Source organism: Curtobacterium sp. MCSS17_015 (assembly GCF_003234265.2).
Taxonomy (GTDB): Bacteria; Actinomycetota; Actinomycetes; order Actinomycetales; family Microbacteriaceae; genus Curtobacterium.
Map to the genome: position 1 here is coordinate 3,000,217 of NZ_CP126256.1, position 19,207 is coordinate 3,019,423.

15 protein-coding genes are annotated in these 19,207 nt (G+C 71.8%); 6 read left to right on the plus strand and 9 right to left on the minus strand.

Annotated features, from left to right (window positions below; all coding sequences use genetic code 11):
• Positions 1 to 43: 43 nt before the first annotated feature.
• Both sucD and sucC read right to left on the minus strand, forming a co-directional pair.
• Positions 44 to 931 (minus strand): succinate--CoA ligase subunit alpha, encoded by an 888-nt coding sequence (sucD, locus tag DEJ18_RS14330; RefSeq protein WP_111079933.1) that lies wholly within the window; start codon positions 929 to 931, stop codon positions 44 to 46.
• A 14-nt stretch (positions 932 to 945) separates the two neighbouring features.
• Complete coding sequence (gene sucC / locus DEJ18_RS14335; protein ID WP_111210046.1) at positions 946 to 2,115, minus strand: ADP-forming succinate--CoA ligase subunit beta; 1,170 nt, start codon at positions 2,113 to 2,115, stop codon at positions 946 to 948.
• A 236-nt stretch (positions 2,116 to 2,351) separates the two neighbouring features.
• Between sucC and DEJ18_RS14340 the strand changes: the two genes are divergently transcribed.
• From DEJ18_RS14340 to DEJ18_RS14355, 4 genes are all read left to right on the plus strand, one after another.
• Positions 2,352 to 3,983 (plus strand): RecQ family ATP-dependent DNA helicase, encoded by a 1,632-nt coding sequence (locus DEJ18_RS14340; protein WP_111210045.1) that lies wholly within the window; start codon positions 2,352 to 2,354, stop codon positions 3,981 to 3,983.
• A gap of 293 nt (positions 3,984 to 4,276) precedes the next feature.
• Positions 4,277 to 4,582, plus strand: coding sequence for a hypothetical protein (locus DEJ18_RS14345; protein WP_146241512.1), 306 nt, complete (start codon positions 4,277 to 4,279; stop codon positions 4,580 to 4,582).
• A 2-nt stretch (positions 4,583 to 4,584) separates the two neighbouring features.
• Positions 4,585 to 5,421 (plus strand): oxygenase MpaB family protein, encoded by an 837-nt coding sequence (locus DEJ18_RS14350; protein WP_181434150.1) that lies wholly within the window; start codon positions 4,585 to 4,587, stop codon positions 5,419 to 5,421.
• Between the two features lie 73 nt (positions 5,422 to 5,494).
• Entirely contained in the window at positions 5,495 to 6,130 is a 636-nt protein-coding gene (locus DEJ18_RS14355) for a pyridoxine/pyridoxamine 5'-phosphate oxidase (RefSeq protein ID WP_111210043.1), read from the plus strand.
• Positions 6,131 to 6,194: 64 nt separating this feature from the next.
• On the opposite strand, the gene DEJ18_RS14360 is transcribed toward DEJ18_RS14355, so the two are convergent.
• From DEJ18_RS14360 to DEJ18_RS14370, 3 genes are read right to left on the minus strand one after another with little or no spacing between them, the layout of a single operon-like run.
• Positions 6,195 to 8,549, minus strand: a complete 2,355-nt coding sequence (locus DEJ18_RS14360; RefSeq protein ID WP_111210042.1) for a GNAT family N-acetyltransferase — start codon at positions 8,547 to 8,549, stop codon at positions 6,195 to 6,197.
• Positions 8,546 to 9,922, minus strand: coding sequence for a lysine N(6)-hydroxylase/L-ornithine N(5)-oxygenase family protein (locus tag DEJ18_RS14365; protein WP_111210041.1), 1,377 nt, complete (start codon positions 9,920 to 9,922; stop codon positions 8,546 to 8,548). Before DEJ18_RS14365 ends, DEJ18_RS14360 begins: the two co-directional genes overlap by 4 nt.
• The gene (locus DEJ18_RS14370; protein WP_111210040.1) at positions 9,919 to 11,451 is read right to left on the minus strand and encodes a pyridoxal phosphate-dependent decarboxylase family protein; all 1,533 of its coding nucleotides are present in this window, start codon (positions 11,449 to 11,451) and stop codon (positions 9,919 to 9,921) included. The genes DEJ18_RS14365 and DEJ18_RS14370 overlap by 4 nt, the downstream gene beginning before the upstream one ends.
• A 115-nt stretch (positions 11,452 to 11,566) precedes the next feature.
• Here DEJ18_RS14370 and DEJ18_RS14375 point away from each other — a divergent pair, with 115 nt between their 5' ends.
• A complete protein-coding gene (locus DEJ18_RS14375) occupies positions 11,567 to 12,070 on the plus strand; it encodes a GNAT family N-acetyltransferase (RefSeq protein WP_111210039.1) in 504 nt (167 codons plus the stop codon).
• A gap of 8 nt (positions 12,071 to 12,078) precedes the next feature.
• On the opposite strand, the gene DEJ18_RS14380 is transcribed toward DEJ18_RS14375, so the two are convergent.
• Positions 12,079 to 14,538 (minus strand): ATP-dependent helicase, encoded by a 2,460-nt coding sequence (locus tag DEJ18_RS14380; protein WP_111210038.1) that lies wholly within the window; start codon positions 14,536 to 14,538, stop codon positions 12,079 to 12,081.
• Positions 14,539 to 14,573: 35 nt separating this feature from the next.
• Positions 14,574 to 15,596: a glycerophosphodiester phosphodiesterase family protein gene (locus DEJ18_RS14385; protein WP_111210037.1), complete on the minus strand. Its 1,023-nt coding sequence runs from the start codon at positions 15,594 to 15,596 to the stop codon at positions 14,574 to 14,576.
• Positions 15,597 to 15,870: 274 nt separating this feature from the next.
• Here DEJ18_RS14385 and DEJ18_RS14390 point away from each other — a divergent pair, with 274 nt between their 5' ends.
• Positions 15,871 to 16,785, plus strand: a complete 915-nt coding sequence (locus DEJ18_RS14390) for a Bax inhibitor-1/YccA family protein (RefSeq protein WP_111210036.1) — start codon at positions 15,871 to 15,873, stop codon at positions 16,783 to 16,785.
• A gap of 392 nt (positions 16,786 to 17,177) precedes the next feature.
• On the opposite strand, the gene guaA is transcribed toward DEJ18_RS14390, so the two are convergent.
• On the minus strand, positions 17,178 to 18,758 hold the full coding sequence (gene guaA, locus DEJ18_RS14395; RefSeq protein WP_111210035.1) for a glutamine-hydrolyzing GMP synthase: 1,581 nt from the start codon (positions 18,756 to 18,758) through the stop codon (positions 17,178 to 17,180).
• Entirely contained in the window at positions 18,755 to 19,201 is a 447-nt protein-coding gene (locus DEJ18_RS14400) for a DUF3817 domain-containing protein (RefSeq protein WP_111079947.1), read from the minus strand. The genes guaA and DEJ18_RS14400 overlap by 4 nt, the downstream gene beginning before the upstream one ends.
• Positions 19,202 to 19,207 lie beyond the last annotated feature (6 nt).

The following is a 19,207-nucleotide window of genomic DNA, read 5'->3' on the forward strand; positions in this document are numbered from 1 at the left end:
GCGCGGGTCCCGCACCGAGCCTCCCGTCCGACAGGTGCCGCCGTCAGCGCGCGGCGATGACCTCGCGCAGCAGCGCGGCCGTCTCGGACGGCGTCTTGCCGACCTTGACGCCGGCCGCTTCGAGCGCCTGCTTCTTCGCCTCGGCGGTGCCGGCGGAGCCGGACACGATCGCGCCGGCGTGGCCCATCGTCTTGCCCTCGGGGGCGGTGAAGCCCGCGACGTACCCGACGACCGGCTTCGTGACGTTGGCCTTGATGAAGTCGGCCGCGCGCTCCTCGGCGTCGCCGCCGATCTCGCCGATCATCACGATGGCCTCGGTCTCCGGGTCGGCCTCGAACGCGGCGAGCGCGTCGATGTGCGTCGTGCCGATGACCGGGTCGCCGCCGATGCCGATGGCGGTCGAGAAGCCCAGGTCCCGCAGCTCGTACATCATCTGGTAGGTCAGGGTGCCCGACTTCGACACGAGGCCGATCGGGCCCTTGCCGGTGATCGTCGCGGGGGTGATGCCGACGAGCGACTCCCCCGGGGTGATGATGCCCGGGCAGTTCGGCCCGATGATGCGGGTCTTCCCGCCCAGGGCCTTGGCGTGCGCCCAGAACGCGGCGGCGTCCTGCACCGGGATGCCTTCGGTGATGACGACGACGAGGGGGATCTCGGCGTCGATCGCCTCCATCACGGCGTCCTTCGCGAACGCCGGCGGGACGAAGACGATCGAGACGTCGGCACCGGTGGTGTCGATGGCCTCGCGCACCGATCCGAACACGGGGAGTTCGACGTCGCCGTGGGTGACGGTCGTGCCGGCCTTGCGGGCGTTGACGCCGCCGACGACGTTCGTGCCGGCCTTGAGCATGAGTGCGGTGTGCTTCGTGCCCTCGCCGCCGGTGATGCCCTGGACGATGACCTTGGAGTCCTTGTTGAGGAAGATCGACATTGCTCTGGTGCTCCTTACGCCGCGGCCGCGGCGAGCTCGGCGGCCTTCTCGGCCGCATCGTCCATGGTCTCGGCGACGGTGACGAGCGGGTGCGCTGCCTCCGCCAGGATCCGGCGACCTTCTTCCACGTTGTTGCCGTCGAGGCGGACGACGAGCGGCTTGGTGGCCGCGTCGCCGAGGATGCCGAGCGCGGCGACGATGCCGTTCGCGACGGCGTCGCAGGCGGTGATGCCGCCGAAGACGTTGACGAAGACGCTCTTCACCTGCGGGTCGCCGAGGATGACGTCGAGGCCGTTGGCCATGACCTCGGCCGAGGCGCCGCCGCCGATGTCGAGGAAGTTCGCGGGCTTGACCCCGTCGTGGCGCTCACCGGCGTAGGCGACGACGTCGAGCGTCGACATGACGAGCCCGGCGCCGTTGCCGATGACGCCGACCTGGCCGTCGAGCTTGACGTAGTTCAGGCCGTGGGCCTTCGCCTTGGCCTCGAGCGGGTCCTCGCTGGCGGTGTCCTCGAGCGCCTGGTGGCCCTCGTGGCGGAAGTCGGCGTTCTCGTCGAGGGAGACCTTGCCGTCGAGGGCCAGGATCTGACCGTCGCCCGTGCGCACGAGGGGGTTGACCTCGACCAGGGTGGCGTCCTCGCCCGCGAAGACGTCGTAGAGCTTCACGAAGACGCCGGCGACCTGCTCGACGAGCTCCTCCGGGAACCCGGCCTGGCGTGCGATGGCCTCGCCGGCCTCCTGGTTGATGCCGGTCAGCGGGTTCACCTCGACCCGGGCCAGCGCTTCGGGCTTCTCCACCGCGAGCTGCTCGATCTCCATGCCGCCCTCGACGCTGGTGAGCGACAGGTAGGAGCGGTTCGCCCGGTCGAGCAGCACCGAGAAGTAGAACTCCTCGGCGATGTCCGCACCCTGCGCCACCATCACGCGCTGCACGGTGTGGCCCTTGATGTCGAGCCCGAGGATCGCCTGCGCGTGCGTGAAGGCCTCGTCCGGGGTCTTCGCGACCTTGACGCCGCCGGCCTTGCCACGGCCACCGACCTTCACCTGCGCCTTGACGACCACGAGACCGCCGATCTGCTCGGCCGCCGCCTTCGCCTGCTCGGGGGTGTCGGCGATGATCCCCTGGAGGACGGGGACGCCGTAGGACTCGAAGAGGTCCCTGGCCTGGTACTCGAAAAGATCCACGCTGTTCTTCTTCCCGCACGGTTCGTGCGATCGGCATCGGTGTCCGGTCGCGCCTCCACATCGAGGGTCGCTCGATGTCGAGACAACGGCCGCGACCGAGCCTAGCGCTGGCAGGTGGACGCGCGGTGCCCCGGTGGAGAACGCGGACCACCCGCGCAGCCACCACCCCCGCCCTGTCGTCCGGGGTACGCGATCTCCGGGCGACCGACCAGGCCGTTCCGTGCACCGTCGATCGGGTGCAGAACGAACTCCGTACCCGTGCCGCCGAGGTCTTCGGCTGGGAACTCCGCGACGCCCAGGAGACCGTGGTCGACGCCGTCCTCGAGGGCCGCGACGCGCTCGCCCTCATGCCGACCGGCTCCGGCAAGTCCGCGATCTACCAGGTCGCCGCCCTCGCGCTCGACGGACCCGTCGTCGTGGTCTCGCCCCTCGTGGCCCTGCAGGAGGACCAGGTCGTCGGCATCGAGGACCACCCGGACGCGCCCAGGGCCGTGACCATCAACGCCACCCGGGCGCACCGTGAGCTCGAGGACGCGTGGGAGGCCGTCGCCTCCGGCCAGGCCCGTTACGTCTTCCTCGCCCCGGAGCAGCTCGCGAAGGACGAGGTCGTCGACCGGCTCCGCGAGGCCGGGGTCGCCCTCGTCACGGTCGACGAGGCGCACTGCGTGTCGAGCTGGGGCCACGACTTCCGCCCGGACTACCTGGTGCTCGGCGAGGTGGTCGAACGGCTCGGACGTCCTCCGGTCCTCGCGATGACGGCGACCGGGTCGACGCCCGTCCGCAACGAGATCGTCGAGCGGCTCGGGATGCGCGACCCGCTCGTCGTCGCGACGGGTTTCGACCGACCGAACCTGCGCTTCGAGGTCCAGCGGCACAGCGATGCCGACGAGAAGCGCGACGCCGTCATCGCCCAGGTGGTCGGGCTCGAGGGCGCGGGGATCGTCTACGTCGCCACCCGCGCCGAGACCATGCTCTACGCCGACGAGCTCACGGAGCACGGCCGCCGCGCGAAGGGGTACCACGCGGGGCTCCGGGTGCGGGACCGCGAACACGTGCACCACGAGTTCCTCGAGGGGGACCTCGACGTCGTCGTCGCGACCAGCGCCTTCGGGATGGGCATCGACAAGCCCGACGTGCGGTTCGTCGTGCACGCCGACGTGCCGGAGTCGGTCGACGCGTACTACCAGGAGGTCGGCCGTGCCGGACGTGACGGCGACGTCGGCCTCGCGACCCTGCACTACCGCTCCGAAGACCTCGGGCTCCGCCGGTTCTTCGCCTCCGGGTCCCCCCGGCCCGCGTCGCTGCGCGCCGTGTTCGACGCCGTCCCCGCCGACGGCGTCCTCCCCCGATCCGAGGTCGCCGAGCACTCCGGGCTCGCCGCCCGCACCGCCGCCCGGGTCGCGAACGCCCTGGTCGACGCCGGAGCGCTGACCGACGATGCCGACGGGCTCCGCCGAGCAGCGGACGGACCGGTGGACGCCGACGCCGCTGTCGAGCTCGCCAAGGCCCACGCGAAGGAACGGGAGCGGGTGGAGGAGTCCCGCATCGAGATGATGCGCCGCTTCGCCGAGACGAACGGCTGCCGTCGGCAGTTCCTGCTCGGCTACTTCGGCGACGAACTGCCCGAGCCGTGCGGCAACTGCGACACCTGCTCGTCGGGCACGGCCACCGACGCCGACGCGCACGGAGCGGACGGGTCACACGACGCCGAGTGGCCGCCGGACGCCCCGGTGGAGCACGCCGAGTGGGGCCGCGGCACCGTGATGAGCACCGAGGACGACCGATTGACGGTGTTCTTCGAGTCCGCCGGGTACCGCACACTGGCCCTCGCCGACGTGACGGAGCGGCACCTGCTCGAGCGCGTCTGACCCGGTGCCCCGGGGGAAGGCGCGGTCGCTCGACCACCCGTCGGCGACCGCGCTCCACTCCCCCGAGCACAGGCAGTAGACACCGCGGGGATGACCTGACGGTGACCCGTAGGTGAACGGCGTGCGAACCGGCACGTCCGACCGTCACCCGTCCGGCCGCGTCACGCCGTCCCCCGGGCACCACGGACGTTCCCACCGGCATCCGGGTAGCAAGGAACCGTGGGCTGGTCCGGGCACGTACGACGCGACGGGCACCACGCACGAGCACGCAACACGATCGACAGGAGCGACACATGTCCGACCCCGGCATCACCCCAGGCGACGAGTTCAGCGACGGCGTCAGCGACTCCGACGACGAGGGCCGCGCCGACGACGTGGACCGCGAGTACGTGGGCGCCTACGAGACCGACGCCGCCGAGGAGGCGCTCGAGACCGTGACGAACGACGCCGTCGCCGGCGAGACCGTCGAGCCGCAGCTCGGCGACGGCACCGACGACGGCCCCACCGGTGGCGCCCCGCGCGAGGGCTCGCCGGACCTGTGGGAGCAGGGCGACGACCGTCCCGACCTCGGCGGCGACCTGGGCACGAAGCCGCTCTGACCGTGACCGGTCGACGGACGGGAGGCCCGGTGCACGACGTGTGCCGGGCCTCCCTCCGGCCACGTGGTCGCGACCGTGATCCGGCGCTCCGTCGGTTCCTCGCCGACAGCACGCCCGTCGTGGCGGGCGGCCGCGCGATCCTGCTGCAGATCGCCGACCCGGTCGTGGCGGCGGGGGTCCGGCGACACTCGGACTTCGCGCGACGGCCGCAGCAGCGCCTCGCGCACACCCTGATGTACGTGTACGCGGTGGTGGTCGGGACCCCGCACGACGCCGCCGTCGCCGCCGCGTTCGTCCACCACGCGCACCGGCCCGTCGCGGGCGCGGACGACGTCGACCGTCAGCTCTGGGTGGCCGCGACCCTGTACGACTCCGCGCTCCTGACCCACCGGCTGCTCAGCGATCCCGTCGACGCCGAGCGCGCGGAAGCGGTCCTCCGTGCCTACGCCCCGATCGCCACCGCCCTCCGCGTGCCGCCGGACCGGTGGCCGGGCTCGGTGGCCGCGTTCGAGACGTACTGGGCCGACACGCTCGCCCGGCTGCAGGTCACCGACGAGGCTCGCGGGGTGGTCCGTGACCTGCTGCACCCGGTCGCCGCCCCGTGGTGGGTGCGTGCCGCGATGCCCGTCGAGCGGATCGTCACCGTCGGGATGCTGCCGGAGCCGGTCCGGACCGCGTACGGCTTCGCGTGGGGCCCGCGCGAGGAGCGTCGCTACCGGCGGACCCTGTCGGCGCTCCGGGCGCTCCGCACCGTCCTGCCCGGGGCCCTGCTGCGCCTGCCGGGGCCGATGCTGCTCCGCGCGATGCACCGCACCGCGGCCCGGCACACGCGGGCCTGAGCCGTCCGTCCCGGCGGCGCCGCGTCCCCCGCGATCCTGGACGTCGGAACGCGGACCGCGGTTGAGTGGGGCCATGTCCTCCTCCCTGTCCGGTGACGACTCCCTGCTCCTGCCCGAGTTCGACGCGCCGCCCGCGGACCCCCTCGACCTCGCCCGAACCTGGCTCGGCCAGGCCGGCGAGCACGAGGTGTCCGAGCCGCTCTCGATGACGCTGGCCACCGCGGGTGCGGACGGCCGCGTCGGTGCCCGGACGGTCGACGTCAAGCGGATCGACGACCGCGGCCTGGTGTTCGGCACCTCGACGCTCAGCCCGAAGGGACGGCAACTCGCGGAGAACCCGCACGCCGCCCTGCAGGTGTACTGGCGCGAGACGATGCAGCAGCTCCGCTTCGAGGGCCGCGCCGTGCAGCTCTCCGACGCGGAGTCCGACGCGCTCTTCGCCGACCGGTCGCCGAAGTCGCGCGCCGCCACGGCCGTCGCCGACCAGTCCGCGGTGCTCGAGCCACGGACGCTGCAGGACCTCATCGACGACGCGAACGTGCTGCTCGACGAGTCCGACGACGACGTCCCGCGCCCGGCCGGCTGGGTCGCGTGGCGCCTCGAGCCCGACCTCGTCGAGTTCTGGCACGGCAGCCGCGACCGGATGCACCGCCGCCTGCAGTACGCGCGCGCCCACGGCGACTGGTCGGCCACCCGCCTCCAGCCCTAGCGCCGCGCCCGCCAGAGGCGCCCCGCCCCGGCACCGCCGATGGGGCGCGCAGTGACGCGGCGGGTCAGCCCCGTCCGATGGGGTTCCGCATCACCCCCGCCCGGATGAGCGAGGACGACTGGTCCGCCAGGTCGACCATCGTCAGCGTGTTCCGCAGCTGCAGCCGGTTGAGGCACGAGTGCTCGAACGTGGACACCCGCAGGTCGAGCGGACGCCGACGGTCCGGGTGCTCCGCCGCGTGCCGGTCGACGCACTCGCCGGCGAGCCGCCAGAAGAGGTCCCCGGGCAGGACCCCGTCGTCGTCGAGGACCGCCGCCAGGAAGCGCAGCACCCCGTCGAACACGTCGGTGAACACGGCGAGCGCCGCCTCGTCGTCGTCGACCGGGTGCACGATGCGGCGGATGTCCTCGGGCACCGGACGGTCGTCGTGCTCCCCGAGGACCACGACCTCCTCGCCGATGTCCTTCATGAACGCCCCGGTCACGGCACCGTCGCGGACGACGAGCACCAGGTTCTCGCCGTGCGGCATGAACGCCAGGTCGTGCACGGTCAGGCAGTGCACGACCGGCCGCAGGTACGCGTCGAGGAAGCGCCGCACCCACGTCGCCGCGTGCAGCCCGGAGGCCCGCACGAGCTCGGTTGCGACCGCACGCCCGTCGGCGTCCCGGTGCAGCAGTGCCGCCATCGTCATGAGCCGCTCCCCGGGAGCCGTCCGTGGCACCGGGCTCTCCCGCCACAGCGCCGCGAGCATCTTCCGCTGCGACGATGCGACGTCCACGCGGTGGTACGCGTCGCCGGTGTACCCGATCGCTGCGTGTTCGCGCAGCACCCGGAACCCGGCGTCCCGCAGGGTGGTGTCGGCCGCCACGAGCGACGCGACCCAGTCGTTCACCGCGGGGGTCGAGCGCATGTACGCCGGGGACATGCCCCGCAGGAACCCCATGTTCTGCACCGCGAGTGCCGTCTTCACGTACGAGCGCTCGGGGTGGCTGCGGTCGAAGGCGGTGCGGATGGACTGCTGCGGCTGGAACAGGTCCGGTCCCTCACCGAGGTCGACAAGGTCCTGCCGGCCGAGGTCGGGCGCGAACGTCACGGCGATGCGGTGCTGCCACTGCCAGGGGTGCACGGGGAGCCACACGTGGTCGTCCGGGTCGAGGCCGCGCTGGGCGAGGGTCCGTCGGAAGCCCGCGACGGTGTCCGGGTCGAGCTCGGCGGACCAGTGCTCGGCCTCCGTCCGGTCCGCGGCGAGCGCCAGGTGCGTGTGCTCCCGGCGTGCGGCCAGCCAGCGGTAGCGGAACCGTCCCCCGGACTCGGGGGCGTAGGCGCGGTACTCGTCGAGCCCGAACCCGATCCGCCCGTTCGCCGCGACGAATGCCGGGTGCCCCTCGGTCATCGCCGCCTCGACGTCCTGGAACCCGGCGACGACGTCCCCGTCCCGTCGGCCGCGGGCGAGCTGTCGCGCCGACGGTCCCCCGCGGCGGTGCTTGGCGGCGGCGCTGGCGAGCGTCGAGGCGACCTCCTCCAGGTACGTTCCGAGCAGGGCGTCCGGTATCCCGAGCACCTCGCGGAGTTCGAGGACCAGCTCCTGCGCGTCGAGCGGCAGCGGCACGGGGGCGTCCGAGGCGGACTCCCGCGTCAGGGTGCGCTCGTCGACGGACCAGTGCTCGAGCTGGTGCTGCCGTGCCCGGAAGCGGTAGCGCGAGCCGCCGGTGTCGAGCAGCCACCCGTCGCCGTCCGGCCGCGGTGTGACGAGTCGTTCGTGCGTGAACTCCGCGACGGCCTTCGCCACCAGGTGTCGTTGCGCGACCACCAGGTGCTCGGGCCGGAGGTGCGCGGCCGGGCCGTCGTCGTCGGGGATGCCGATCGATGCGGTGTCGAGCACCGAGAGCAGCGCGCGCTTGCCGTCCACGTCGACCTCGCGGAGCGCACGGAACCCGACCTCGGCGTTCTTCGTCTGCACCGCCGTGTTCCGCACGTCCGGTTCGACGACGACGCGCCGGGCCCCGAGGGCGTCCCGGCAGTGCTCGACCACGGCGCGCATCACGGCGCTGGTGAGTCCGTGGACCCGGCCACCGACGGGAGGCGGGGCGACGAGCAGGTGCATGCCGACGTCACCGGGACGGGCGTCCCAGACGTCGACGAGCAGGACCGCTGTCGGGTCGTAGGTCTCGGCGTAGGCGCACGGGGCACCGTCACGCAGCACGAGCCAGCCGTCCTGCGCCGGGTCGCTCTGCACCGCGCCGAGGTAGGTCGCGACGCCGTCGACGTCGACGTGCTGCATGCCCCACCACGACGACGGCGGTGCCGCGAGCCAGGACTGCACGCGGGCGGCGTCCCGCTCCGGGTCCACCGGCACCACGGACAGGAGGCCCGGCAGCGCCTCCGCCACACCGGTCCGGTCGTGCTGGACCGCGCTCATTCGCGCACCTCCGCGCGCTTCCCGTGCACCGTTTGCTCGCCGTGCCCCGCGCGCTCGGCGCGGACCGAGGCGGGCAGACCGAACTCCTGGAAGGCGATCCGGGCCTCCAGGCCGTAGACCTCGCGCCCGGTGACGGACCGGATGATCGACGCGTTCCGCCACGCCCCCATGCCGAGGTCCGGTGCGGTCAGGCCGTGGGTGTGCTCCTCGGCGTTCTGCACCCAGATCCGGCCCCCGAGGGTGTCGACGTGGTGGTCCCGGGCGACCGAGGACCGGCCGCGGGAGTCACGCGTCACGAGGTGCGCGACGGGATCGAGGAACCGCGGTGGCCGGGGCGCGTAGCCGGTCGCGAGGACCAGCCGCTCGACCTCGTGCTCGTACGTCTCGCCGAGCTGCTCGTGTCGGAGGGTCAGCCGGTACACCGCGTGGTCGGGGTCCCACCTGGCGGCGGTGACGCTCGTCTCGGTGCGCAGCGTCGTCGGGACCGGACCCCTGGCGCTGATCCGGTACAGCGCGTCGTAGACCTCGCTGACCAGGTCCGCGCTGATGCCCTTGTACAGCCCGCGCTGCTCGCGCCCGAGACGGTCCCGGACCTCCTCGGGCAGCGCGTGGAAGTGGTCGGTGTACTCCGGACTCGTCATCTCGAGGGTGAGCTTGGTGTCCTCCATCGGGAAGAACCGCGGCGACCGGGTGATCCAGTCCAGGCGGTACCCGCCGTCGCGGATGCCCTCGAGGAGGTCGCGGTAGACCTCGGCGGCGGACTGGCCGCTGCCGATCACCGCGACGGACCCGGCGATGCGGAGGGCGTCCCGGTTCGGCAGGTAGTCGGCCGAGTGCAGCACCGGGCCGTCCAGGTCGCGGAGTGCGGCGGGCACCGACGGCTCGGTGCCGACGCCGACCACGACGTGCCGGGCCCGGTACGTCTCCGGGCCGTCCGCCGTCTCGGCGTGCACGGTGAACAGGTCCTGCTCGGCGTCGTGCTCGACCCCGACCACCCGGCGTCCCCAGCGGAGGGAGTCGAGCCGGTCGGCAGCCCAGCGGCAGTAGGCGTCGTACTCGCTGCGCAGGGGGTGGAAGTCCTCGCGGATGTAGAAGGGGTAGAGCCGACCGGTCTCCTTGAGCCAGGCCAGGAACGAGAACGGCGAGGTCGGGTCCGCCATCGTGACGAGGTCGGCGAGGAACGGCACCTGGATCGTCGCGTCGTCGAGCATCATGCCGTGGTGCCAGGCGAAGCCGTCACGCGCGTCGAGGAACACGGCGTCGAGGTCGTCGATCGGGTCGGTCAGGCAGGCGAGCCCGAGGTTGAACGGGCCGATGCCGATGCCGACGACGTCGTGCACGCGGGTCGTGGCGGTCGCGTCGACGGCGGTCATCGTGCCGCTCCACCGGTCACGGTCGGCCGGGTCGACGCCGCGCGCAGGCGCTCCGCCGTGGCCACCACGTGGTCGAGGGAGGCCCGCATCTGCTCCGCCGTCGTCGCCGGGTTGAGCAGGGTCAGCTTGTTGCACGGCCGCCCGTCGACCACGGTCTTCGCGATGAGCACCCGCCCCTCGGCGAGCAGGGTGGCGCGGAGCGGGGCGACCAGCGCGTCCGCCTCGTCGTCGGTCATCCCGGCGGGCTGCCACCGGAACAGGACCGTACTGAGCTGCGTCGGCGCGACCAGGACGAGGTCGGGGTGCGCCTGCACGAGGGCGTGCGCGTCCACCGCCAGGTCGACCACCGCGTCGAAGGCACGGCCGATCGCGTCGGCGCCGGAGGCCCGGAGCGTCGCCCAGAGCTTCAGCGCGTCGAACCGGCGGGTGGTCTGCAGCGACTTGTCGACCTGGTTCGGTTCGGTCGCGTCCTCCGGGTTGAGGTAGTCGGCATGCCAGGAGGCCCGGCGCAGGTCCGCCGGGTCGCGCACCACGAGCACGCTCGACGACACCGGCTGGAAGAAGGACTTGTGCAGGTCGGTCGTGACGCTGCGGGCCCGCTCGACGCCGTCGAGCAGGTGCCGTCGCGTCGGGGACACGAGCAGCCCGCACCCGTAGGCGGCGTCGACGTGCAGCCACACGCCCTCGAGGTCGCAGACGTCCGCGATCGGCGCGAGCGGGTCGATGACGCCACGGTCGGTGGTGCCGGCCGTGGCGACGACGGCCATCGGGGTGCGGCCGTCGGCACGGGCGTCGGCGATAGCGAGGGCCAGTGCGGACGGGAGCATCCGGCCGGAGGTGTCGGTCTCGACGTCGACGACCGCGGCGTCGGGCAGGCCGAGCAGGCGGGCGGACTTGCGCACGCTGAAGTGCGTCTCCGCGGTGGCGAACACGGCGAGGTCGGCCAGCGCGGGGGCGACGGCGTGCGTCGCGGACGCAGCCGTCGCGGACGCGGCCGTCGCAGAGGTGTCCGTCGCAGACGCGGCCCTCGCGGCCTCCCGCGCCAGGAGGAGGGCCTGCAGGTTGGACTGCGAACCGCCCGACGTGAAGATCCCGTCACCCGCCGGGAAGCCGATCCGCCGGGCCAGCCAGTCGACCACGTGCCGCTCGATGTCGGTGCCGATGCGCGACTGGTCCCACGTGTCGACCGAGGGGTTGACGGCGGCGAGCACGGCCTCCGCGGCGACCGCGGGCAGGGCGACCGGGCAGTTGAGGTGCGCGAGGTACCCGGGCGTGTGGAACCAGACGGCCTCGCGGACGAACAGGTCATCGAGTTCGGCGAGCGCACGGTCCGTCCCGAGTGCCGGTCCGTCGAGGTCGATCGCGGCGACCCGCTGGTGCAGGTCGGCGGCAGGGGTGTCGGTCGTCGGGAGCTCGGCGACGGCGATGCGGTCGGCGAGTCGGTCGACGGTCGCGCCCACGGCCTGCCGGTAGCGCTGCGCCGTCTCGGGGCTGATCAGGTCGAGCGGAGTCGTGTCGAGCGGATTCATGTTAGGTGAGGCTAACCTCACCTGCTTCCTCTGTCACCCGTCCGGGGCACCGGGCGTGGCGGACGCGAGTGACCCTCGGATGCGTCTGGGCCGGGGCTCCCGGTACGGTCGGGGCATGGGGCACGCACAGCCGGTCACCGTCCGACCAGCCGTCGACGCGGACGCGCCGGGCATCGCCGGCGTGCACGTGCAGGCGTGGCGCGAGGCGTACGCCCACCTGCTGCCGGCGGCGTTCCTGGCGTCGCTCGACCCCGTCACGCGCACCACACGGTGGCGGCGGACGATCGCGGGCGCGAGCGCAGCCGGCACGAGCGTGGCGGTCGCCGAGCACGGCGGAGCCGTCGTCGGGTGGGCCACCGCGGGTCCGGGTCGCGATGACCCCTCGGTCCGGGACGTCGAGCTCACCGGCATCTACGTCCTCGCCGCGATGCACGGCGGCGGCGCTGGCCAACTGCTCCTCGACGCAGTGCTCGGCGATGCTCCGGCGTTCCTGTGGATCGCCGACGACAACCCCCGGGCAGAGGCGTTCTACCGCCGGAACGGGTTCCGCCGTGACGGCACGACGAAGACCGAACGGCTGGGCGACAACGCGCTCCTCGCCGCCCGGATGGTCCGCTGAGGAGTCGGCTAGAGCTTCTCGATCGGCGCGATCTTGATGAGCAGCTTCTTCCGCCCCGCGCTGTCGAACGCGATCTCCGCGATCCGCTTCGCGCCCTGACCGGTCACCGCCGAGACGGTCCCCTGCCCGAAGTCGACGTGCGAGATGCGATCGCCCGGAGCCAGCTCCATGTCGCCGTTGTCGCGGACCTGCCCGGACACCCGGTTCGCCCACTCCGTCTTCGGCTTCGTCTTCGCCGCAGCGGCCGCACGGTCGTAGGACCCGCCGCCCCAACCGCCACCGCCGCGGTAGCCACCACCACCGGTGCCGCCGCCGAACCCGCCCTCGCGCTTCGCGTTGAGCGCCCGGGGCTGCGTACCGCCACGGCTGTTCGCCATGCCCGGCGACTGCTTCCACTCGACGAGCCCCTCGGGGATCTCCTGCAGGAAGCGCGACGGCATCGCCACGTTGACGTCGCCGAACTGGGCCCGGGTCATCGCGAGCGACAGGAACAGGACCTTCTTCGCGCGGGTGATGCCCACGTAGAAGAGTCGGCGTTCCTCGGACGGGCCGCCCGGCTCGTTCGCGGACATCCGGTGCGGGAGCAGGTCCTCCTCCACGCCGGTCAGGAACACGGCGTCGTACTCCAGGCCCTTCGCGGTGTGCAGGGTCATGAGCGACACCGTTCCCGAGGAGTCGTCGAGCTCGTCCGCCGCGGCCACCAGGGAGACCTCGGTCAGGAAGTCCGAGAGCGTCCCCTCGGGGTTGTTCTTCTGGAACTCACGCGTCACGGCGACGAGTTCGTCGATGTTGTCCGCGCGGGCGGCGTCCTGCGCGTCCGGCGACTTGCGCAGCTGTTCGAGCAGACCCGAGCCGTCGAGCAGCTGCGTCAACGTGTCGACCACCGGCTGCTCCCCGGCCTTGGCGGAGACCTCGTCGAGGAGCCCGGCGAACGAGGTGATCGCCGTGCGCACCTTCGGCCCGAAGCCGAGTTCGTCGGCGTGCCGCAGGGCCTCGCGCATCGAGACCTCGTGCTCGTCGGCGTACCGCTGCAGCGCGGTCTCGGTGACCGCACCGATCCCGCGCTTCGGCACGTTGAGGATGCGGCGGAGCGACAGCGGGTCAACGGGGTTCGCGACGGTGATGAGGTACGCCATCGCGTCCTTGATCTCGGCGCGCTCGTAGAACTTCGTGCCGCCGAGCACCCGGTACGGGATGGCGGCGCGGATGAAGATCTCCTCGAGTGCACGCGTCTGCGAGTTCGTCCGGTAGAACACCGCCATGTCGCGGTAGTCCATGCCGTCCTCGTGCAGACGCTGGATCTCGTCGGCGACGAACTGCGCCTCGTCGTGGCCGGTGTACCCGGTGAAGCCGACGATCTTCTCGCCCGCTCCGACGTCCGTGAACAGGTTCTTCGCCTGCCGGTCGAAGTTGTTCGCGATCACGGCGTTCGCGGCGTCGAGGATGTTCTGCGTCGAGCGGTAGTTCTGCTCGAGCAGGATCACCTTCGAGTTCGGGAAGTCCCGCTCGAACTCGACGATGTTGCGGATGTCCGCCCCGCGGAAGGCGTAGATGGACTGGTCGGAGTCACCCACGACCGTGAGCGACGCCGGCGCGATCGACCCGTCGGTCTCCCGCATCCGCTCGACGTGCTGACCGGCGTCCTCGAGCTTGTCCACCTGCTCCACGGGCACCGGACGGGTGAGCTCGCGGATGAGGGCGTACTGCGCGTGGTTCGTGTCCTGGTACTCGTCCACCAGGACGTACCGGAAGCGGCGCTGGTAGAGCGCGGCGATCTCCGGGAAGGCGCGGAACAGGAAGACGGTCTGCCCGATGAGGTCGTCGAAGTCGAAGGCGTTGGCCCGGCGGAGCTCGCTCGTGTACCGCCGGAACACCTCGGTGAACATGACCTCTTGCGGGTCGTCCGTGTTGATGTTGCGCGCGTAGGTGTCGATGTCCTGCAGCTCGTTCTTGAGCTTCGAGATCTTCGACGCCGCGGCACCGACGGTCAGCCCGAGGGAGTCCGCTTCGAGGTCCTTGATGATCCGCTTGAGCAGCGCACGCGAGTCGGCGGAGTCGTAGATCGTGAACGACTGCGGGAACCCGAACCGCTCGGCCTCGCGCCGGAGGATCCGCACGCACGCCGAGTGGAACGTCGAGATCCACATGCCCTCGGCCGCCTGCCCGACCAGGGCCTGCACCCGCTCACGCATCTCGGCGGCGGCCTTGTTCGTGAACGTGATCGCGAGGATCTGCGACGGCCAGGCTTCACGGTTCGCCAGGAGCAGCGCGATGCGCCGGGTGAGCACGCTCGTCTTGCCCGAACCGGCGCCCGCCACGATCAGCAGCGACTCACCGCGGTACTCGACGGCTTCCTTCTGCTGGGGGTTCAGACCCGCGGTGAACGGGTCCTCGTACGCGCGGTCACCGGCGCCGGGACCGTCGGTGCGGCCGGGCGTCGAGTCGAAGGGGTCGAGCACGATCGTCATGTCCGGGACAGTCTAGGCGCGACCCCCGACAGGGATCAGGCTCCGGAGGCTCGTTCCGCGACGAGCGATCGGGCGCGCACCGCGAGGTCCGCGTGGTCCGCGAACACGCCGTCGACACCGGTCCGGACGACCGATGTGAACCACCGCTCCCAGTCGCCGTACGCCGCCAGGTCGCCACCGCGTCGGAGCACCGCCGGCAGGAACCGGTTCTCCGGGCGGAGCGTCCACGTGTACACCGCCAGGCCGACGGCGTGGGCCCGCTCGACGACGTCGCTCCGCACGGGGCCGGGGTCGTCGAGGGCACGGGAGTCGACACCGGCCATCAGCGTCGGCAGGTCCACGCTGACGCCGTCGAACTCGGTCGCGAGTCGGGCCAGCGCGGCGTCGGACCGCTCGGCGGCGTACGTCGGGGCGGCGGACCCGACGGAGGCGACCTCGTCGGCGGCCGCACCACGGGCCTCCTGGAGGTACACCAGCCGCCCGCCCGTGCCGAGCGCGGCGACCTCGCGCAGGACGCCCTTCTCGAACGACTCGACCGTCAACCGGCCGTCCCCGCGCCACCCGGCGGCGCCGAGCACGCCGTCGAGGAGCGGGGCCATCGGGAACCCCGCCGCGGCGAAGGCACTGGCGTGCTTGACCTCGGCAACCAGGCCGACCCGGCGAGGAGCGGCGTCCAGGATCGCGAGCAGGTCCTCCAGGCGCAGGACCATGTCCTCGCCGTCGTGCTGACGGGAGGCCCGGCGCAGCTCCGGCAGGCGCTCACGGGTCCGCAGGGTGCGCAGCTCCTCCCACGTGAAGTCCTCGGTGAACCAGCCGGTCAGTCGTCGACCCTCGATCATCTTCGTCGTCCGGCGGTCCCGGAACTCCGGGCGGTCCGCGACGTCCGTGGTGCCGGACACCTCGTTCTCGTGGCGGAGCACCAGGACGCCGTCCTTCGTCGGCACGAGGTCCGGCTCGACGGCGTCCGCGCCGAGCTCGATCGCGAGTTCGTAGGCGCTGCGGGAGTGCTCGGGGCGGTACCCGGAGGCGCCGCGGTGGGCGATGACGAGCGGCTGCATGCAGGCGACGATACGGAGTGCTGATGAACACCCTGGACGTTCAGCGAGCCTGCGGAGATCCCTCGGTGGACCGACAGCGAGCGCCAATAGGCTCCCCGGTAGGAGGACCCGGAGACGTTCCGCTTCCCGCGAATCCACAGCCATCGGGCCCGATCGGCCCGTACGCTGTGAGGACACGAAGGAACGGCCCCGCCGCACTCCTTCCCGAGCCCACGAGCCGATGCCATCCGGGGACCGGCTCCACGACTCCACACCAGAGGAATCAGAGGACACCATGGCCTTCAAGCCCGGTTTCGACCAGTCCCCCGCCTTCAACGACGCGGGCCGGAACGCATGGGGCGCCGGCTCGAACGCACAGCAGGGCTACCCGCAGCAGGGGTACCCCCAGCAGGGCGGCTACCCGCAGGCGCCGTACGGCCAGACCGGCTGGGGACAGGCGCCACAGCAGCCCGGGCTGTCGCCCGACCAGCTGCGTGACATGTACGACCGCCCGTCGGCGAACAAGGTCGACACGGACCGGATGTCGTACGAGGACACCATCGTCAAGACGCTCCTGGCGTTCGGCGTGCTCATCGTCGGTGCCGTCGCCGGGTGGAACCTCCCGCCGGTGGTCTGGATCGTCGGGGCGCTCGTCGGGTTCGTCCTCGCGCTGGTGAACACCTTCAAGAAGAAGCCGTCGCCCGCCCTGGTGCTGGCGTACTCCTTCTTCGAGGGCCTCTTCGTCGGTGGCATCTCGGGCATGTACAACACCATGTGGGACGGCATCGTCACGCAGGCGGTGTTCGGCACGCTCGGTGTCTTCGCGGTCACGCTCCTGCTCTTCACGTCCGGCAAGGTCCGCGCGACCCCGAAGGCCACGCGGTTCTTCCTCGTCGCGATGGTCGGCTACATGGCGTTCTCGCTCGTCAACATCGTGCTGATGTTCACCGGTGTGACGCAGAGCGCCTTCGGCCTCCTCGGCGTCACGGTGTTCGGCATCCCGCTCGGTGTCGTGATCGGCATCTTCGTGGTGCTGATGGCGGCGTACTCGCTCATCCTCGACTTCGACCAGATCAAGACCGGTGTCGAGCGCGGCGCTCCCCGCATCTACGCCTGGACGGCGGCGTTCGGCCTCATCGTCACGCTCGTCTGGCTGTACCTCGAGATCCTGCGCATCCTGGCGATCATCGCCAGCAGCTCGCGCAACTAGCTCGCAGCACTCGGAGGGCCCCGGCAGTCGCCGGGGCCCTCCGTCGTTCCCTGGCCCCCCCCCCCCGAGGTTCCGTGATGACGGAACTTCGCGCGCCGAGATGCCACGATCATGGAACCGGGGCGACCGCACGCGGTACGCCATGGAACCTCGACGGGCGGCAACGGGTAGCTGGGCGAGCCACCGGCCAGGAGGCACAGCACGGCCCCGGCGGCACCGGTTCCGCGATCGCGGAACCTCGCTCGTCGAGATGCCGCCCTTTCGGAACCACGACGACCGCGGGCGGCGAGTCGTGGAACCACGGCGCGCCGGGAGACGCGGGCCGCGCCCGGCAGGACGAGCGAGGGCCCGGTACGCAGTGCGTACCGGGCCCTCGGGCGTTCAGGGGAGACTCACTCCCACTCGATCGTCCCCGGCGGCTTCGACGTGACATCGAGCACGACCCGGTTGACGTCGCGCACCTCGTTCGTGATGCGGTTCGAGATCTTCGCGAGGACGTCGTACGGCAGCCGCGTCCAGTCTGCAGTCATGGCGTCCTCGGACGAGACCGGCCGGAGCACGATGGGGTGCCCGTACGTGCGACCGTCGCCCTGGACCCCGACCGAACGGACGTCGGCGAGGAGGACGACCGGGCACTGCCAGATCTCGTCGTCCAGGCCGGCTGCGGTGAGCTCGGCGCGGGCGATCGCGTCGGCCGCGCGCAGGATCTCGAGGCGCTCGGCCGTGACCTCACCGACGATGCGGATGCCGAGCCCCGGGCCGGGGAACGGCTGGCGACCGACGATGACCCCGGGCAGCCCGAGCTCGCGGCCGACGGCACGGACCTCGTCCTTGAACAGGGTGCGGAGGGGTTCGACGAGCTGGAACGTCATGTCGTCGGGCAGTCCGCCGACGTTGTGGTGCGACTTGATGTTCGCGGTGCCCGATCCGCCGCCGGACTCGACCACGTCGGGGTAGAGCGTGCCCTGCACGAGGAACTTCACCTCGGCGTCGCCGTCGGACGCGCGGGCTTCGAGCACGAGTGCCTCGGCCGCGGCCTCGAACGTGCGGATGAATTCGCGCCCGATGATCTTGCGCTTCTGCTCCGGGTCGCTGACACCGGCCAGGGCGTCGAGGAACTGCTCGCGGGCGTCGACCGTGATGAGCCGGACACCGGTGGAGGCGACGTAGTCCTCCTCCACCTGCTTGCGCTCGTCGGCGCGGAGGAGCCCGTGGTCGACGAACACGCACGTCAGCTGGTCGCCGACGGCCTTGTGCACGAGGGCTGCGGCGACGGCGGAGTCGACGCCACCGGAGAGCCCGGCGATGACGCGGGACGAGCCGACCTGCGCGCGGATGCGCTCGACCTGCTCCTCGATCACGTTCGCGGAGTTCCAGTCCCCCGGCAGCCCGGCAGCACGGTGCAGGAAGTTCTCGAGCACGGCCTGGCCGAACGCCGAGTGCTTGACCTCGGGGTGCCACTGCACGCCGTAGAGCTTGCGCTCGTCCGAGGCGAAGGCCGCGACCGGGGTCGAGTCGCTGGAGGCGAGGACCTCGAAGCCCTCCGGGGCCTTCGACACGGCGTCACCGTGCGACATCCAGGTGGTCTGCGCGGCCGGCTGTCCGCCGAGCAGGACGCTGTCGGTCCCGCTGACGGTCACGTCGGTGGCGCCGTACTCCCGGAGGCCGGTGTTCGCGACCTCGCCGCCGAGCGACTTCGCCATGGCCTGGAAGCCGTAGCAGATGCCGAGCACGGGGACGCCGAGGTCGAGGATCTCGCTGTCCAGGGACGGTGCGCCGTCCTCGTAGACGGAGGACGGGCCTCCCGACAGGACGATCGCGGCCGGGTCCTTCGCGCGGATCTCGTCCGCCGTGACGGAGTGCGGGACGATCTCGCTGTAGACGTTGGCCTCGCGGACCCGTCGTGCGATCAACTGCGCGTACTGCGCACCGAAGTCGACGACGAGGACGGGACGCTGTTCGGTCTCGCTCACCGAGCGCTCTCCTTCTCCCGCGACTGCTGCGCGGTCAGCTCGTGGTAGGTGGTCATGGCGGCCTGCTGCATGCGGTGCTCGACCACGAAGGACATGAACGGGATGATCCCGCCGAGGGCGATGAGCAGGAAGCGCGTCGGCCGCCAGCGCATGATGCTCCAGAGGCGGAAGTCGGCGAAGAGGTAGACGACGTACAGCCAGCCGTGGGCGATGAGGATCGCGACCGACAGGTTGAACGTGCCGGGTGCTTCGCCGGCGGTGCCGTTCGGGACGAAGAACGCTCCCCCGCCGAGCTGCATCTCACGCTGGATGGGCGTGTACTTGATGACGACCTCGACGATCAGGGCCAGCAGCAGCACACCGGTGATGTACGCGGAGATGCGGTAGAACCGCACGGCCCCCGGGATCTTCGGGATGTCGCGGGTCCGGACGGTCAGAGCCATGCCGTC

Bases quoted from the DNA above. Each gene is read 5' to 3' on its own strand.
- DEJ18_RS14360 (WP_111210042.1), bottom strand. From the start codon at position 8,549: ATGAGCGCGGTCCAGCACGACCGGACCGGTGTGGCGGAGGCGCTGCCG.
- DEJ18_RS14385 (WP_111210037.1), bottom strand. From the start codon at position 15,596: ATGCAGCCGCTCGTCATCGCCCACCGCGGCGCCTCCGGGTACCGCCCC.
- DEJ18_RS14355 (WP_111210043.1), top strand. From the start codon at position 5,495: ATGTCCTCCTCCCTGTCCGGTGACGACTCCCTGCTCCTGCCCGAGTTC.
- DEJ18_RS14345 (WP_146241512.1), top strand. From the start codon at position 4,277: ATGTCCGACCCCGGCATCACCCCAGGCGACGAGTTCAGCGACGGCGTC.
- sucD (WP_111079933.1), bottom strand. From the start codon at position 931: ATGTCGATCTTCCTCAACAAGGACTCCAAGGTCATCGTCCAGGGCATC.
- DEJ18_RS14400 (WP_111079947.1), bottom strand. From the start codon at position 19,201: ATGGCTCTGACCGTCCGGACCCGCGACATCCCGAAGATCCCGGGGGCC.
- DEJ18_RS14370 (WP_111210040.1), bottom strand. From the start codon at position 11,451: ATGAATCCGCTCGACACGACTCCGCTCGACCTGATCAGCCCCGAGACG.
- DEJ18_RS14380 (WP_111210038.1), bottom strand. From the start codon at position 14,538: ATGACGATCGTGCTCGACCCCTTCGACTCGACGCCCGGCCGCACCGAC.
- DEJ18_RS14365 (WP_111210041.1), bottom strand. From the start codon at position 9,922: ATGACCGCCGTCGACGCGACCGCCACGACCCGCGTGCACGACGTCGTC.
- DEJ18_RS14375 (WP_111210039.1), top strand. From the start codon at position 11,567: ATGGGGCACGCACAGCCGGTCACCGTCCGACCAGCCGTCGACGCGGAC.
- DEJ18_RS14390 (WP_111210036.1), top strand. From the start codon at position 15,871: ATGGCCTTCAAGCCCGGTTTCGACCAGTCCCCCGCCTTCAACGACGCG.